Source organism: uncultured Chryseobacterium sp., assembly GCF_936933875.1.
GTDB lineage: Bacteria > Bacteroidota > Bacteroidia > Flavobacteriales > Weeksellaceae > CAKZIK01.
The window spans coordinates 196,675-213,716 of record NZ_CAKZIK010000022.1; the positions used below are offsets into that span (position 1 = coordinate 196,675).

Sequence of the window (17,042 nt, forward strand, 5' to 3'; positions counted from 1 at the left end):
GTGAAATCTTTGGACAAATATCAAAACTTCTACTTCGTAGGAATCGGCGGAATTGGGATGTCGGCTTTGGCGCGTTACTTCCATTCCATCGGGAAAAACGTTTTAGGTTACGATAAAACCGAAACGAAGCTTACTTCTGCCCTAAGATCAGAAGGAATTGATATTACGTTTGAAGATGCAGTCAGCGAAAAAATTTCAGCTCTAGCTGCAGAAGATACGTTGGTAATTTACACTCCGGCAATTAAAAAACTCGACATTCTGAATCATTTCAACGACAATGGATTCACTGTTCTGAAACGCGCAAAAGTTTTGGGAATGATTACCGAGAATACCGAATGTATTGCAGTTGCAGGAACGCACGGGAAGACGACAACATCGTCTTTGGTAGCTCATTTGTGCAAAGAAGCTAATCTTCCGTTCTCATGTTTCTTGGGTGGAATTGCAGAAAATTTCAAATCGAATTTCCTTTTCAACGGAAGCGAAATTTCGGTGGTAGAAGCGGATGAATATGACAGAAGTTTCCTTAATCTTTCTCCGGATTGGGCAGTGATAACTTCCACAGATGCAGACCATTTGGATATTTATGGAGATAAAGACACTATTGAGCAAGGCTTTAGAGATTTTGCAGATTTAGTTCCGGAAAACGACCAACTTTTTGTTAGAAAAGGTATTGAAATCGGCCGCCCTTGTAAAACGTATGCAGTAAACGAAGAAGCGGACTATTATTCGGACAACCTTCATATCATTGATGGTTGGATGATGTTCGATTTTCATAAAGGAGAAGAAACGGTAGAATTTGCGTGGGAAATCCCGGGAATTCATAATGTTGAAAACGCAACTGCGGCGATTGCTGTTCTGCATGAATTGGGAGTTGATTTTGAAACTTTGAAAAAAGCTATTGCGTCGTTCAAAGGAATTAAAAGAAGATATACCAAACATTTCTTTGATAACGGAAAAATCTATATCGACGATTATGCGCATCATCCAACAGAATTGAATGCCGTAATTGGTTCCATCAGAACTTTTTATCCGGGAAAGAAATTATTGGTGGCATTTCAGCCACATTTGTTCAGCAGAACAAGAGATTTTGCGGACGGTTTTGCAAACAGCCTCGAAAATAGTGATGAATTAGTGCTTTTGGACATTTATCCGGCAAGAGAATTACAGGAAAACTTTCCGGGCATCACCTCGGAATGGCTTTTAGAACAAGTGAAACACCATAAAAAGGAACTTTCAACATTGGGAGACGCCTTTAATAAGATAAAAGAAAAAGATTTTGACATTTTACTCACGGTTGGTGCAGGAAACATCGATACGTTGTACGACCCGATTGTAAGTTGGTTGAGTGAAAATTAAACGCAAAGAGCGCAATGACAAAATTTGAATAGATTGAATTTTTCGTTCGCAAGGCACAAGTTCAGCAAGGATGACAGAAAACGAGATATCAAAAATTATTTTTGATTGCGGAATGAAAGTTCACCGCAAACTCGGAGTTGGGCTGTATGAAAATGTTTATGAACAGTGTTTAGAGTATGAATTAAAAAAAGAAGGATTAAAAGTAGAGAGACAGAAAGATATTTCGGTAAACTATGAAGATTTAGTTATCGAGAAAGCTTTTAGAGTTGATATGTTGATTGAAGATAAAGTAATTATAGAAAATAAGGCTACTCCTGAAATACTTGATTATTATTGTTTTCAGCTATTGAATTATTTAAGAATTACAAATCTGAAATTAGGAATGATATTGAACTTTCATTCACCACTTTTCAAAAACGGAGTAAAAAGAGTTGTTAACGGATTAAAAGAATATTAAATAGCTAAGCGAAGCGCCCTTGCGAACAACAAAAGAAACATCAGTTTTCATTGCGCTCTTTGCGATAAAATAAAAGAACAATGTTCTAAAAAATGAAGAACAAGTACAGAATATTAAAAATACTCGTAACGGTAATCATCCTAGGATTTTTGCTGAGTTTCTCATTGAAGAGATTCAACAATAAATCTTTGGAAAATATTTCTGTGAATATGACGGAGAGCAAAACGCCGGTGTATTTTATTGATGAAAAGGATGTTCGCGAAATTGTAAAAAAATCAAACCCAACAAAAAGAATTGGAGACATCAGTATTCCGGATTTGGAGAAAAAACTGAACGCGCTTCCTGCTGTGGACAGCGCCAACGTTTACCTTAATTTAAACGGAAAACTGAATCTCGATATTAAACAGAGAATTCCGATTTTCAGACTGAATAATAAGGAGAAAGATTTTTATGTAGATGAAAAGGGAGTAGAATTCCCGATTTCGAAAAACTATTCGCATCCAAGTATGTTGGTTTCCGGCGACGTGAAAAAGAGCGAATACACCAAGTTAGCGGAATTGGTCAAGAAGATTGATGCAGACGATTTCAGTAAAAAATATTTCATCGGAATTTCAAAAGAAAACGGAAGCTACAATTTGCTTACTACCGATGGAAATTACAAAGTTGAAATTGGGGATTTGGATAATATTGAATTCAAAGTAAAAGGTTTCAAAGCATTTGTTGAAAAATTTTTAGTGTATCAAAATCCTGCAAAATATTCGAAGGTTTCGGTGAGATACGATAATCAGATCGTTACAACACTGAACCCTAATTTTGAAGAAAACGACAGTGTTTTGGCAGTAGGACAAAAAGAATTGGAAAAAGCACCTGTCATCGCAAAGAAAAAAGCTTTAGCCGAAGCCAGTGTCAACAAAACAGTTGTAAAAAAGGAAACTCCCAAAAAAACGGAAAGCAAACCAAAGGAGAAACCTAAAGTCACAACAAAGCTAAAGAAGCCCGCTGAACAACCAAAAGCTACAGCTTCAAAACCAAAAGAAACTACAAAGGCTAAAACCACAACAAAGCCTGCGATCACAAAACCCAAGGCAAAAGTTAAAATAGAATAAAAAATCAAATCGACATACAAATGGAAAATCTAGAGTATTCAGTAGGACTCGACATCGGGACAACAAAGATTGTTGCGATTGTTGGCCGCCGCAACGCTCACGGAAAAATCGAAATCCTCGGCGTAGGAAAGGCGAAAAGTCTTGGCGTACACAAAGGTATTGTGAACAATATTTCACAAACCATCAGTTCAATTAAAACCGCTGTGGAAGAAGCGCAAAAAAGCGCGAATGTTCCTATTACAAAAGTAACAGTGGGAATTGCAGGGAAACACATCCGTTCTTTGCAGCATTCGGATTATATCATGAGAGAAAATCCGGATAAATACATCACAGAAGACGACATCGAAATCCTGAAAGACCAGGTGAAGAAGTTGGTGATGCTTCCGGGCGAAGAAATTATTCATGTTCTTCCGCAGGAATACAAAGTAGATTCTGAAGGAGAAATTCAGGAACCTGTCGGAATGCACGGCAAAAGATTAGAGGCTAATTTCCACGTTGTTGTAGGACAAATGGGAAGTATCCGAAACATTGCAAGATGCGTTCGCGAAGCAGGTTTGGAAATGGAAGCGTTAACACTGGAACCGCTTGCATCATCTGAAGCTGTTTTAACAAAAGAAGAAAAAGAAGCGGGAGTTGCCATCGTAGATATTGGTGGTGGTACTACGGATATTGCGATTTTCAAGGACAATATTATCCGTCATACTTGCGTCATTCCTTACGGAGGCGGAATTATTACGGAAGACATCAAAGAAGGATGTTCTATTATCGAAAAACATGCAGAACAGCTGAAAGTAAAATTCGGTTCTGCAGTTCCGGATTTGGAGAAAGACAGCACTTTTGTTACGATTCCTGGACTTCACGGAAGACCGGATAAAGAAATTTCTTTGAAAACTTTGGCGCAGATTATCAACGCGAGAGTGGAAGAGATTTTGGAAATGGTAAATACAGAACTGAAAGCTTACGGCGCTTTCGAACAGAAGAAAAAACTAATTGCAGGAATCGTTTTAACGGGTGGTGGTTCAAACCTGAAACACCTTCGTCAGCTGGCGAATTACATGACAGGTTTCGACAGCAGAATCGGTTTTGCGAATGAATATGTAGCGAATGACAAAAACCAATACTTAAAAGGTCCGGAATTCGCTACTTCCATTGGCTTATTGATGGAAAGTTTGAAAATCAGAGACAAAAAGAATTATCCTGCACAGGAAGAATTGGAAGTTCAGCAACCGGTTGCAGCAGCAAAAGTGGAAACAACCACTGAAGCTCCTTTAGAAACAACAGCAGTTGAAGAACAAATTATTGCTGAAGCAGTAGAAAGAAGAAGAACGAAACCAACGTTCGGACAGTCTTTGATGGAAAAAGTAAAAAAATTCTTTGAAGAAGTAGAGTAAAACACATTTTGAAATGATAATTGATGAAGAATTTTGTCTGTTATCGCATCAGTTATCAAAAAGAAAAATTTATTTAAATAACAATCAATCATACAATTATGGAAGGTTTTAGCACACAAGGATTTCAGTTTGATTTACCAAAAGGAAATTCATCAATTATAAAAGTTATCGGTGTTGGTGGCGGTGGAAACAACGCGCTGAAGCATATGTACGAAAAGGGAATTCACGGTGTGGATTTCGTTATCTGCAACACAGATGCACAAACTTTGGACAACAACCCTGTTTCTAATAAAGTTCAGTTAGGCGTTTCTATTACGGAAGGTCTTGGAGCAGGAGCAGACCCGGAAGTGGGCGAAAAAGCGGCTATCGAAAGCATCGAAGAAATTAAAGCTGCAATGGGACAGAATACCAAAATGGTCTTCATCACTGCAGGAATGGGAGGTGGAACCGGAACCGGAGCCGCTCCTGTTATTGCAAAAGTGGCAAAAGACATGGGAATCCTTACCGTGGGAATCGTTACAGTTCCGTTCAGTTTTGAAGGAAAAAGACGTTTGGAACAGGCAGATTTAGGTCTTGAAAAATTAAGAAACAACGTTGATTCCCTTATCGTTATCAACAATGATAAATTGAGACAGCAGTTTGGAAATCTTGGTTTCAAATCCGGATTCTCTAAAGCCGATGAGGTTTTAACAAACGCTGCAAAAGGTATGGCAGAAGTAATTACAGGTTATTTCGATGTTAATATCGACTTCCGTGATGCGAAGTCTGTTCTTCAGAATTCAGGTACAGCGTTAATGTCGAACGGAATAGCTTCCGGCGAAAACAAAGCAGAAGAAGCCGTGAAAAAAGCATTGGATTCTCCATTGTTGAACGACAACAAAATTACCGGAGCGAAAAACGTATTGCTATTGATTAGAAGTGGTGCGGAAGAAGTTACCATGGATGAAATCGGCGTAATTATGGACCACATTCAGAAAGAAGCGGGACATACTGCGGATATTATTTTCGGGGTTGGAGCTGATGAAGAACTGGGCGACGCAGTAAGCGTTTTGGTGATTGCTACAGGTTTCTCAAAAGACGACCACAAACATTCAGGACCAACAGAAAAAATTAAATTCACTTTAAATGATACACAGGAGACTCCAGTTCAGAGAGAATCTCCGTTTCGGTCCAAACCTATTGTAGAAAGAACAGAGGAAAAAGTTCAGGACTTCGGTGGTAAAAGCCTTTTTAGATTAGATGATGAAGATGATGTACAGCCACAGTTTGCAGTAAAGACTACGGAAACAACACTGACGGTTGAAGAAGAGCCTCAAACTCAGGTAAAATTCTATGAAGAACCGAAAGAAGAAGTAGTGAGAGAAACTCCAAAATACGTAAAAGAAGAGGAAATCGATTTGTTCTCTTACGAAGAAGTTGAAGAAGATTTGGAGCCACAATCTTTCACTTTCGAAACTGAAGATAAAGTTGAAGAGCCACAAAAATCATCATTCTCAGAAGAAAAACCCATCGAGTTCAGTTTTTTCGTAAACGAACCGATTGAGGAAGAGATTGAAATGGAAGTTCAGCAACCTGTTGTAAATGAAGTTGTTGAAGAAAAACCGGTTCAGAAATTTGTTGAAGAACCAAAACCAGTTCAAACTCAGTCGGTTCAAACTCCGCCAGTTGCTCAAAAAATTGAGGAGCCGGTAAAAGAAGAGCCAAAAGTAGAAACACAGGAAGGTTTTACTTTCATCAATAAAACTGCGAATGTAGATAACAAAGCACAGGAAAGAAGAAACAAGCTGAAAGAATTCAACTCAAGATATCAAAATTTTGAAGATGAAAATCAGTTTGAAACCGTTCCGGCTTTCAGAAGAAAAAATATCGCTATTGAAGGCGATAACGCTTCAGAACAGAACATCAACACGTTTCTTTCTGATACCGACGGAAAAATTCAAATCCGCGAAAACCGCTTTTTGAATAAAGACGTTGATTAATAATATAGCAATGAAATAATCTACCAATGTAACAATTGCCATCATCGATTGGTAAATTGTTACATTGCTCAATTGGTAAATTAAGAACATGAGTTTAGAAACCACCATCAATGAAGCTATCGTGAAAGCGATGAAGGAAAAAGATAAAACCGCACTTGATTCTTTAAGAGCCGTAAAATCTCAAATTCTTTTGCTGAAAACCGAAGCCAAAGGAGCCGAAGTTTCAGCAGAACAGGAAATTGCTATTCTTCAGCGCATGATAAAGCAGCGTAAAGATTCTTTCGAGCAGTTTACTGCACAGGGAAGAACCGACCTTGCTGAAGTGGAAGATGCGCAAATGAAGGTAATTGAAAAGTTTTTACCGGCGCAGTTGTCTCCGGAAGAATTGGAAACTGAACTCAAAAAAATTATTGCTGAAACCGGCGCAGAAGGCGCAAAAGATATAGGAAAAGTAATGGGAGTTGCATCGAAAGCTTTATCCGGAAAAAGTGACGGAAAAAGCATCTCGGAAATGGCGAAGAAATTACTTTCCTAGATATCAGTTAGTGGTTATTAGTTAACAGTTTTGCTGCTATCTAAAAACTGCTGCCTTAATAAGGATATTCAACCTTTGCATATCGATTTGATTGGAGCCCGCAACTTTGTTTGCGGGTTTTTTGTTGCCATTTTGTCCATAATTCAAAAACGGAATAATTTTAATAACATTTATCAATAGAATTAAAACAGTTAATTGATTAAATTTGCAAAAGCAATTTGAAATCAAACAAAGTCAAACAATTTTCAAACAAAATAAAGATTATGTATCCAGAAGAATTAGTAATGCCGATGAAGGCTGAGCTTACAGATAAAGGTTTTGAAGACCTAACAACAGCAGACGAAGTAAATGCTGCCTTGAAGAAAGAAGGAACAACATTGTTGATGATTAATTCCGTTTGTGGTTGTGCTGCAGGTGCTGCAAGACCAGGAGTTGTATTTTCATTGACAGGCGACAAAAAACCGGACCATTTAACAACCGTTTTCGCAGGTTTTGATACTGATGCCGTTTCAGAAGCGAGAAAACATTTGGCTCCGTTTCCTCCAAGTTCACCTTGTGTAGCGCTTTTCAAAGATGGTGAGTTGGTTCACATGTTGGAAAGACACCACATCGAAGGAAATCCTGCAGGAGCCATTGCCGCTAATTTACAGGCTGCTTACGAAGAATATTGCTAAACTAAATTTTTAGTATAAAAGAAAAACCGTTCAATCTGAACGGTTTTTTTATTTTAATTCGTTGATTCTTGAAATAATCGGCATGGAAAATATGCCGCTTCTCTGCAAATACATTTCGTAGAATGTTTTTGATTTCAAAAGCATTTCAGAATTTTCGAGCTCTTTACCTTTTACATAAAATAAATTTCCGAGAAGTTCTAAATAAGCAATTTGATGTGATTCTTCTTTTGCATTCACGAAATCTAAAATTTCAGCGGTCCTTTTCTCCGAAAGTTTATCAAAATTTAATTTGAAGACATCGTTCATTTGCGTATCAAAAGTGCGCTGCAGCTCAATTAAGTCACTTTCATTTTTACCGAGAATTAATTTCGAAAGCATGTCCGAAAAATTCTTGACAATGCGCATAATGTAATCTTTATCGTGTATCATAGTCCGTTCAAGGTTTAAAGTTCAATGTTTTAAATCTGCGACAATCTGCAGGAAATTTAACCAAAGAAAAGATACGCCAAAATAATCGCAGTAATAATTCCCACTAAATCTGCTAAAAGCATTGCTCCAACAGTGTAACGCGTGTTTTTAATTCCAATTGCTCCGAAATAAACAGCAATCACATAAAAGGTAGTATCAGAACTTCCCTGAAGAATTCCTGCGAGTCTTGATGGAAACGAATCCGGTCCAAAAGTCGTCATCGTGTCGACCATCATTCCCCGAGCTCCGGAACCGGAAAGCGGTTTGATGAGAGCAGTTGGAAGTCCGTCCACAAATCTAGTGTCTAAGTTTGCTGCGTTAGCGAGCCATTTCATTCCGTCGATAATCACTTCAAAAACGCCGGAAGTTCTTAGCAAAGAAATCGCAATCAACATCCCTACTAAATACGGAATAATTTTTACGGAAGTCCAGAAACCTTCTTTCGCTCCTTCAATAAAAGAGCCGAAAACATCAATTTTTTTATACAAAGCACCGAGAATAATGGCAAAAAATATCAACAAAATAATTCCGTTACTCAACACTTTTGAAAATTCGCCCAGTTCTTCCTGATTTAATCTTACTAGAAATACCACTAAACCCGCAATCACGGCAGAAATCCCGCCAACATACGCTAAAACAACCGGTTGAAATAAATTAATTTTCTGTTTAATGGAAACAATAATCATCGCGGCCATTGTCGCCGCAAAAGTGGCTATTAAACAAGGAAGAAAAATATCTGTCGGATTGGACGCTTTCATCGAAGCACGAATCGCGATAATAGAAACCGGAATCAGCGTTAAACCCGAAGCATGAAGACACAGAAACATAATTTGTGCGTTGCTCGCTTTTTCCTGTGAAGGATTTAAAGTCTGTAAACTTTCCATGGCTTTCAGACCGAAAGGTGTGGCTGCATTGTCCAAACCTAATAAATTCGCACTGAAATTCAGCATCATATGTCCGAAAGAAGGGTGGTTTTTAGGAATTTCAGGAAATAATTTGGAGAAAAATGGCTGAATCATTCTTGAAAGCAAATTAATTCCGCCCGCTTTTTCAGCAATACTCATAAAGCCCATAAACAAAGTCATAATTCCTACTAAACCGATACAAATATCAACCGCAATTTTTGAAGTTCCAATAACACCATCAGTAGATTGAACTCTGTAAACTGCAACATCCTGTTTCAAAGAATCGGTTTTATACTGAATATGTCCGTCATTAAATTTCTCAGATTTCAAAAGCGAATCTCTTACAACGGGTTTCATGGAAGAAATTGGCTGCGTTGCAACGGCAATCGTGTCGCCGCCTTTTCCGACAACCATATCGTTGTAAATGCTTTTGTAATTCGGGGAAAACAAATATTTAATACTTGCTACCAAAATCGCGACGATAATAAACGCCGACCAGATTCTGCTTAAAACCATTTTTTAAAATTTGAGTAAAAATAACGTTTTTGAGAAAACAATGTTAAATATCATACACTTTGCTTCGAAAAATATTTTCAAATCAATATAAAACTTTTGTAACTTTAAGTTCCTAAAAATCTAACGCAAGACGTTTCTTTTTTAGCACATTTCTTAAAAATAATTTAAAATCAAATAATTATGAGTGCTAAAACCAAAGATTTACGTAATGTGGTGATGCTCGGACATTCCGGTTCCGGCAAAACCACGTTGATAGAAACCATGTTATTCGAAGGAGGGGCCATTAAACGCCGTGGTTCTGTGGAAGGCCACAACACGGTGAGTGATAATACCGATATCGAACACGAACGCGAAAACACGATTTTCTCACATCAAATGTTCGTGAACTGGAAAAACAATAAAATAAATGTTATTGATACGCCGGGTTTCGACGATTTTGTAGGTGAAGTGGTTTCTTCCCTTAAAGTTGCAGATACGGCGTTAATCGTTTTAAATGCGGCTTCCGGTGTAGAAGTTGGAACCGAACTCGTTTGGGAATATGTTGAAAAATATCAAACTCCAGCGATTTTTGTCATCAACCAAATGGACCATCCAAAAGCCGATTTTGAAACGACTCTTAATCAGGCTAAAGAAAGATTTGGAACGAAATTACTTCCAATACAGTATCCTTTAAACTATGGTGAAAATTTTAATCAGATTGTAGATGCTTTAAGAATGGTGATGTATGAATTTCCAAAAGACGGAGGAAAACCGGAGAAAAAACCAATTCCGGAAAGCGAAATGGCAAAAGCCAACGAAATGCACAATGCTTTGGTGGAAATAGCGGCCGAAAATGAGGAAGGTTTAATGGAAAAATATTTCGAAGAAGGCAATCTTTCCGAAGAAGAACTCGCAAAAGGAATTACAATTGCTTTGGCTCATCAGCAGTTTTTCCCTGTTTTTGTGACTTCGGGAGCGAAAGATATGGGTTCGGGAAGATTGATGGGTTTTATTGACGATATTGCACCATCTCCAATGGATCGACCAAAACGTGTGATGGAAGACGGAAGCGAAGTTGCTTATGATTCTGCCGATAAAACCACGATTTTTATTTACAAAACCGCTTCAGAACCTCAGGTTGGATTACTTTCATACTTTAAAGTTCTTTCCGGAACCGTAAAACCGGGCGATGAATTAGTCAATGCCAACAACGGTGAAGTTGAAAGAATTTCCCAACTTTTTGTTGCGGAAGGAAAAGACAGAACACCTGTGAATCAATTAGAAGCGGGAGATTTGGGTGTTACAGTAAAACTGAAATCAGGTCACACGAATAATACACTGAACACTAAAGGTTTAAACAGAAAAGTCCGCCCGATGGAATTTCCGGAAAGCCGTATCAGAAAAGCCGTTTCTGCGGAAAGTTCTGCCGAAACGGAAAAATTATTTGCTGCTCTAAACAAAATCAAAGAAGAAGACCCAACTTTGAAAGTGGACATCGACCACGATACTCACGAAGCGATTTTAGGTGGACAAGGCCAACTGCATATTGATTTGGTAAAAAAGCGTTTGGAAAAAGAATTCGGAGTAAAAATGAATATGAAAAACCCGAAAGTGTCTTATCGAGAAACGATTACCGGAAAAGCCGATGCCGATTACAGACACAAAAAACAATCCGGTGGAGCCGGACAGTTCGGTGAAATCCACATGCGTGTAGAAAACTATTATGAAGGAATGGAAGAACCAAAAGGTTTAAATATTCGCCAACACGAAATCGAGGATTTACCTTGGGGCGGAAAATTTGCGTTTTATTGGTGCATTGTTGGAGGCGCGATTGATAACCGTTACATCGGTGCGATTAAAAAAGGAATTATGTCGCAGTTGAAAAACGGACCTTTAACAGGAAGTCCGTGTCAGAATGTTCGCGTTTCTGTTTATGACGGAAAAATGCACAGTGTGGATTCCAATGATATTTCTTTCCAGCTTGCGGCTGCAGGAGCTTTTAAAGAAGCTTTCCAGAATGCAAAACCGCAGCTTTTGGAACCGGTGTATCATGTAGAAATTCTTTGTCCGGATGATGCTACCGGTGATGTAATGGGCGATTTGCAAACGCGTCGCGCGATGATTTCCGGAATGGATTCCGAAGGACATTATCAAAAAATTATGGCAGAAGTTCCATTGGCTGAGTTGGACGATTACGGTTCTCAACTTCGTTCCATTACGGGAGGAAAAGCAAAATTTTCGATGAAGTTTTCAGATTATCAATTGGTTCCCGCAAATGTTCAGCAGGAATTGGTGAAAAAACATGCTGTTGAGGCAGTGGAAGCTTAATTTTTTAATTTTATTTATATCAGTATTGCCAAAGTAGATTTGCTTTGGCAATTTTTTGTTAAAATCTCTTTTAACCATGTTAAATTTATAATATCAAAGCATGAAACTAACCATATGCGAAAACTTACATTACTAATTTTACTTTTTATTTTCCATAATGTTTTTGCCCAACAATCTTTGGAATTCAATATTCAAGGCCTAAAAAGAGAAGCCATTTTATATAAACCAATAAAATCATCAAAAAACACACCTGTAGTTTTTGTTTTTCACGGTCATGGTGGAAACGCAAAACACGCAAGTAATAAAATGAATCTCCAAAATTTTTATCCCGAAGCATTGGTCGTTTTCATGCAGGGAATTCCCGGAACAAGCGGTCACGTTATCGACAAAGAAGGAAAAATGAACGGTTGGCAAATGTTTCCTAATCAAAATGAAAACCGCGATGTTTTGTTTTTCGATGAGGTTTTGAAATATTTAAAGATGAATTTTAAAACAGCAGATGTTTTCGCAGTTGGTCATTCTAACGGAGCTAGATTTGTAAATGTTTTGTGGAAAGAAAGGCCGGAAGAGTTGTCTGCCATTATTTCTGTTGCAGCACAAGGTGGAATGGTGATTCGCGATGCAAAGCCCATTTCAGTTTGGATGAGTATGGGCAAAAATGACCCTTTGGTTCCGTTCAACAATCAGAAAAATTCAGTTCCGATTGTTCAGAAGAGTTTGAAAATCAATCCAAATTTAGGAATTGTAAAGGGTGACAAAACTTACTTCAAAGGAGAATCCGTGAAAGAACTTGTTGTGGAAGAAAGAGAAGCCGGTCACGAATTTCCGGAGAAATCAATCCCGGAAATGGTGGAGTTTATGAAAAGTAACGCGGTAAAATAATTTTCAAATATTTAAAACAATAAATAACCACTCTTCGAGTGGCTTGTTTTATTTTCAGAACGCCACTTTAATGCTTCAAGTTAATGTTTTATTAAAATAAATCTTTTGAATCCTGATTAAGGTACACCAATACATTTCCAGGATTTTCATCAACGGATTTCAAAACTTTTGCGGTTTTGGTTTTTTCAAATAAAACATCAACAAAGAAATTGGTTTCGAAAAACTGACGGTGGATTCCCTCGAGCATTTCCATAAACAAATTCATCCCAAATTCATTGTTGTGCAAATCCATCTTTGTTTCCAAAGGCTCGTTGGGGAAGAGTTCTTCGTGCATGTCTGTCATTTTTTTGCACCATTCCAAAGATTTTTTGGGTGAGGAAATCTTACAGCAATACATCATAATCAAGCAGCACCACAAAGCGTGTCTGTAAGCATTTCCAATTCCGTCTGACGAGTTGGTTTTCGGGAAATATTTTTTGGCAATAACGAAACTTTTTACCGTTGCATAAAAACTCAGAATCGAAAATAAAGGATGTGGCAAAGTGAGCCTCAATAATTTCATGATTTTTTTGAAGCTTAACTTTCCTAAAGTCCGAAGAAATATTTGCGCTGTGTTTCTCATAAAAGAAATCTCCCCTAATTAGGAGAGATTTTTATCATTTTGTTACAAATTTCTTACGCGTTCGTCAACAATTGTACGGTTTGCGAAACTTTTTGCTTAATCTCTGTTCTCTTCACAATGAAATCTACAAAGCCTTTTTCCTGCAAAAATTCTGAAGTTTGGAAGCCTTCTGGCAAATCTTTACCAATCGTCTCACGAATAACTCTTGGTCCTGCAAACCCAATCAAAGCTCCAGGTTCAGCCATAATAATATCAGCTGTCATTGCGAAAGATGCAGTGATTCCACCAAAAGTAGGGTCGCACAAATAAGCAACGTACAAAAGTTTGTTATCAGCAAGTTGCGCTAATTTACTCTGCACTTTTGCCAACTGCATCAAAGAAAATGCAGCTTCCTGCATTCTTGCACCTCCGGACTGACAAATAATCATGTAAGGAAGTTTATGTTCAATACAATAATCTACTGCTCTTCTGATTTTTTCGCCCATTACAGAACCCAAAGAACCACCAATGAAAGCGAAATCCATACAGGAAATTACCATTTCGGTTCCGTTTACTTTTCCAACAGCGTTACGGATGGAATCTTTCAGTTTGGTTTTTGCGGTAACTTCTTTCAAACGGTCACTGTAATTTTTCGTGTCCTTAAAGTTCAGCATATCCATACTTTCCACATTTGCATCTAGTTCTTTGTACTGATTGCCATCGAAAAGCATTTCGTAAAACTCATTGCTGCCGATTCTTACGTGGAAACCGTCTTCCGGAGAAACATAATTATTGGCTTTCAGTTGTTCGTGCTCAATAATTTTTCCGGTTGGGGTTTGGTGCCAAAGTCCTTTCGGAACGTCTTTTTTCTCGTCCGTGGAAGTGGTAATATTTTTTGTTTTTCTTTTAAACCAGTCGAATGCCATCGATGAAAATTTTAATTGATGAATTTTGAATTCTGAATTTTTGAAGCTGCAAATCTAAAATTTAGAATTCGAAAACTAAAATTATTTTAAAGTATTGACGTTATTAAGGTCTTCAAACGCTTTCACCAACCTTGTGATGAACGTTTCTTCTCCTTTTCTTACCCAAACTCTCGGGTCATAGTATTTCTTGTTCGGAGATTCCGGGCCTTCAGGATTTCCGATTTGAGATTGAAGATATGCTAATTTTTCTGTCATATAATCTCTAATTCCTTCTGTATAACCGAATTGTAAATCTGTATCGATGTTCATTTTTACAACACCGTAACTGATAGCTTCACGGATTTCCATCAACGTAGAACCTGATCCACCGTGGAATACGAAATTCACAGGCTTGTCTCCCGTTCCGAATTTTTGCTGAACAAATTTCTGAGAATTGTCAAGAATTTTTGGAGTCAATTTTACGTTTCCTGGTTTGTAAACACCGTGTACGTTTCCGAAAGCTGCTGCAATTGTGAAATTGTCAGAAACTTTCTTAAGGATTTCGTAAGCGTATGCTACTTCTTCTGGCTGAGTGTAAAGTTTTGAACTGTCCACATCAGAATTGTCAACACCATCTTCCTCACCTCCGGTAACTCCTAATTCGATTTCAAGAGTCATTCCCATTTTGTTCATTCTCTCGAAGTATTTTGCAGAAACTTCTAGGTTTTCTTCAATTGGTTCTTCTGAGAAATCTAACATATGAGAAGAGTAAAGAGACTTTCCGTTTTGCTTGTAAAATTCTTCACTTGCATCCAAAAGTCCATCAACCCAAGGTAATAATTTCTTAGCACAATGGTCAGTATGAAGGATAACAGTGGCTCCATAAGCTTCTGCCAAAGTGTGGATATGTTTTGCACCAGCAACAGCTCCTAGAACTGCTGCTTTTTGACCGTCGTTACTCAATCCTTTTCCAGCATTGAAGATAGAACCTCCGTTTGAGAACTGGATAATTACAGGAGCATTAAGTTTTGCAGCAGTTTCTAACGTTGCGTTGATATTACTAGAACCAATCACATTAGCTGCCGGAAGTGCAAATTGCTTCTCTTTGGCATAATCAAATATCTCTGTTACTAAAGAACCAGTGGCAACTCCTGCCGGAAATTTTCTGCTCATTTTTATTATATTTTTTAAGATTTTTTGGACTGTAAACTTACGAAATTATTAACAATTCAAATTTCATTTTTACAAATCCTATGTTATAGATAATATTTTTTGTTTTTAATTACGCTTATCATTCCCCCAAAGCAGTTTTTGACGAATCGTTTCGTAGAAACTGAAATTTTTTGGTTTGATGAGAAACAAAGAAAATTCTGCTTTTTCAATCAATATTTCGTTGCCGACTTCTACGTGATAAAGTCTTGAATCCAAAGCCAACGTATATTGTGGAACACGGCTTTTGACCGTTAGTTTTATCTTCGAATCGTCTTTTACGATGAGTGGACGGACATTCAGATTATGAGGCGCAATGGGTGTAATGACGAAATTATCATTGGAAGGAGAAATAATCGGTCCGCCACAACTTAATGAATAAGCAGTTGAGCCAGTAGGTGTGGAAACAATCAATCCGTCGCCCCAAAAAACATTTAGGAATTCTTCATTGATGTAAGATTCCACAGTAATCATCGAGGTTGTTTCTTTTCTGGAAAGGCTGACATCATTTAAGGCAAAAGGAAAATCAATTTGAGAATTATCGTCTGTTGTAATTTTTATGACGGAACGTTCGCTGATATTATAGTTTTTATCAAGAATAATCGAATCTAATTCATCAAAAATCTGGTCTTTTCGGAAATTCGCCAAAAATCCTAGTCGTCCTGTATTGACGCCAATAATCGGAATCTCAAGGTCTTGAATAAAGGTCAGCGCATTCAGAATCGTTCCATCACCTCCGAAACTGAAGACGATGGTCACATTTTTACTTTTAAGTTCTTCTTTTCCGGAAAATGTATCAAATTCTTTGGAAAAATTCAGATTCTCCGCCATTTCTGCGTGAAGAACAACTGCTACTTCTCGCAGCGCCAATTCGGAGATGAATCGGTTGAGATACAAAAACGTATCGAGGTCTTTTTTTTGAGAATAGATAGCTGCCTTCATCAATTATATTTCTAAAAATTTCTGAAAAAAACCAAAACGGTCTTTCAACAGTTCTTCTTTCTCGTCATCATAATGTTTATGCACCACCACATAACCGTAACGTTCAAAAGTCTCATCGATAGAACTTAAATTTTCATTACTGATTTTGAGGGTTATTTCCACACTGTCATCTTTTATGGCATTGATGAAAGTTCCATAGATTTTGCCATTATTACTTTCTACAATCTGAGAAATTTCGGTCATAGAATAATGCAATCCCGTTGTTTGAATCGTCAAAATCGCTCCATTCTCCGAAAACAAAGGATATTTGGAAAACTCATTGAAAATATCGTCACAAGAAATATAACCCAAATATTTTTCCTCTTTGGAAATCACAGCAACTACATTCGCATTGAAGGTGTGGAAAAGTTTGATGCTATCCAACAAACTGCTGTCTTCCATAATTGCAAAACGCTCGTAATGGATGTTAAGCGAATCCAGATTGCCTTCCGGACTATCTTCCAAAAATGGTTGACTCAATCCACCAAGAAAAACACCCTTGTTCACAATAAAAACGTGGGAATATCCAAATTCCTTAGCCACCTCAGAAGCCTCTTCTATAGAATCCCTAACGCCAAAAGCGGGATAGTCTTTGGAAATATAGTCTTTTATAAACATTATGCTAATTTACAAAAATTACTTAGCCACAAAAGATTTTAAAAATTTTTATGTTTTTTTACAACAACTATTGCTTTATATAACAATAAAAATATATCTTTGTCGCCTTTCATTTTTACTTTTTATTAGATTTATTTCAAACTGCAGCACTT

16 protein-coding genes are annotated in these 17,042 nt (G+C 37.5%); 9 read left to right on the forward strand and 7 right to left on the reverse strand.

Annotation, left to right across the window (positions count from 1 at the left end):
* The 7 genes from murC (at position 1) to Q0252_RS03945 (ending at position 7,498) form a co-directional block, all read left to right on the forward strand.
* Positions 1-1,356 (forward strand): UDP-N-acetylmuramate--L-alanine ligase, encoded by a 1,356-nt coding sequence (murC, locus tag Q0252_RS03915; RefSeq protein ID WP_297984011.1) that lies wholly within the window; start codon positions 1-3, stop codon positions 1,354-1,356.
* Positions 1,357-1,426: 70 nt separating this feature from the next.
* Positions 1,427-1,813: a GxxExxY protein gene (locus tag Q0252_RS03920; protein WP_297984013.1), complete on the forward strand. Its 387-nt coding sequence runs from the start codon at positions 1,427-1,429 to the stop codon at positions 1,811-1,813.
* 92 nt (positions 1,814-1,905) lie between these two features.
* Entirely contained in the window at positions 1,906-2,919 is a 1,014-nt protein-coding gene (locus tag Q0252_RS03925; RefSeq protein WP_297984015.1) for a cell division protein FtsQ, read from the forward strand.
* A 20-nt stretch (positions 2,920-2,939) separates the two neighbouring features.
* Complete coding sequence (ftsA, locus tag Q0252_RS03930) at positions 2,940-4,310, forward strand: cell division protein FtsA (protein WP_297984017.1); 1,371 nt, start codon at positions 2,940-2,942, stop codon at positions 4,308-4,310.
* A 98-nt stretch (positions 4,311-4,408) separates the two neighbouring features.
* Complete coding sequence (gene ftsZ, locus Q0252_RS03935) at positions 4,409-6,289, forward strand: cell division protein FtsZ (protein WP_297984019.1); 1,881 nt, start codon at positions 4,409-4,411, stop codon at positions 6,287-6,289.
* A gap of 88 nt (positions 6,290-6,377) precedes the next feature.
* Entirely contained in the window at positions 6,378-6,824 is a 447-nt protein-coding gene (locus Q0252_RS03940) for a GatB/YqeY domain-containing protein (protein ID WP_297984021.1), read from the forward strand.
* A gap of 263 nt (positions 6,825-7,087) precedes the next feature.
* Positions 7,088-7,498 carry a BrxA/BrxB family bacilliredoxin gene (locus tag Q0252_RS03945; protein WP_297984023.1) on the forward strand — a complete coding sequence of 137 codons (411 nt, stop codon included), beginning with the start codon at positions 7,088-7,090 and terminating at the stop codon, positions 7,496-7,498.
* Positions 7,499-7,546: 48 nt separating this feature from the next.
* On the opposite strand, the gene Q0252_RS03950 is transcribed toward Q0252_RS03945, so the two are convergent.
* Together Q0252_RS03950 and Q0252_RS03955 are read right to left on the reverse strand one after the other, a co-directional pair.
* Positions 7,547-7,927 carry a hypothetical protein gene (locus Q0252_RS03950; RefSeq protein WP_297984025.1) on the reverse strand — a complete coding sequence of 127 codons (381 nt, stop codon included), beginning with the start codon at positions 7,925-7,927 and terminating at the stop codon, positions 7,547-7,549.
* Between the two features lie 56 nt (positions 7,928-7,983).
* Positions 7,984-9,387, reverse strand: coding sequence for a nucleoside recognition domain-containing protein (locus Q0252_RS03955; RefSeq protein WP_297984027.1), 1,404 nt, complete (start codon positions 9,385-9,387; stop codon positions 7,984-7,986).
* A 180-nt stretch (positions 9,388-9,567) separates the two neighbouring features.
* Between Q0252_RS03955 and Q0252_RS03960 the strand changes: the two genes are divergently transcribed.
* Positions 9,568-11,694, forward strand: a complete 2,127-nt coding sequence (locus tag Q0252_RS03960; protein WP_297984030.1) for a translation factor GTPase family protein — start codon at positions 9,568-9,570, stop codon at positions 11,692-11,694.
* A gap of 114 nt (positions 11,695-11,808) precedes the next feature.
* Positions 11,809-12,576, forward strand: a complete 768-nt coding sequence (locus Q0252_RS03965) for a hypothetical protein (RefSeq protein ID WP_297984032.1) — start codon at positions 11,809-11,811, stop codon at positions 12,574-12,576.
* A gap of 91 nt (positions 12,577-12,667) precedes the next feature.
* Here Q0252_RS03965 and Q0252_RS03970 read toward each other — a convergent pair whose 3' ends face one another.
* The 5 genes from Q0252_RS03970 to Q0252_RS03990 all read right to left on the reverse strand — a co-directional run bounded on the left by Q0252_RS03970 (position 12,668) and on the right by Q0252_RS03990 (position 16,890).
* On the reverse strand, positions 12,668-13,198 hold the full coding sequence (locus Q0252_RS03970; protein ID WP_297984034.1) for a hypothetical protein: 531 nt from the start codon (positions 13,196-13,198) through the stop codon (positions 12,668-12,670).
* A gap of 53 nt (positions 13,199-13,251) precedes the next feature.
* Positions 13,252-14,103, reverse strand: a complete 852-nt coding sequence (accD, locus tag Q0252_RS03975; RefSeq protein WP_297984036.1) for an acetyl-CoA carboxylase, carboxyltransferase subunit beta — start codon at positions 14,101-14,103, stop codon at positions 13,252-13,254.
* 81 nt (positions 14,104-14,184) lie between these two features.
* Positions 14,185-15,255 (reverse strand): class II fructose-bisphosphate aldolase, encoded by a 1,071-nt coding sequence (fbaA, locus tag Q0252_RS03980; protein ID WP_297984038.1) that lies wholly within the window; start codon positions 15,253-15,255, stop codon positions 14,185-14,187.
* 105 nt (positions 15,256-15,360) lie between these two features.
* The gene (locus Q0252_RS03985; RefSeq protein ID WP_297984040.1) at positions 15,361-16,233 is read right to left on the reverse strand and encodes an NAD kinase; all 873 of its coding nucleotides are present in this window, start codon (positions 16,231-16,233) and stop codon (positions 15,361-15,363) included.
* 3 nt (positions 16,234-16,236) lie between these two features.
* Positions 16,237-16,890: a CBS domain-containing protein gene (locus Q0252_RS03990; protein WP_297984042.1), complete on the reverse strand. Its 654-nt coding sequence runs from the start codon at positions 16,888-16,890 to the stop codon at positions 16,237-16,239.
* Positions 16,891-17,042 lie beyond the last annotated feature (152 nt).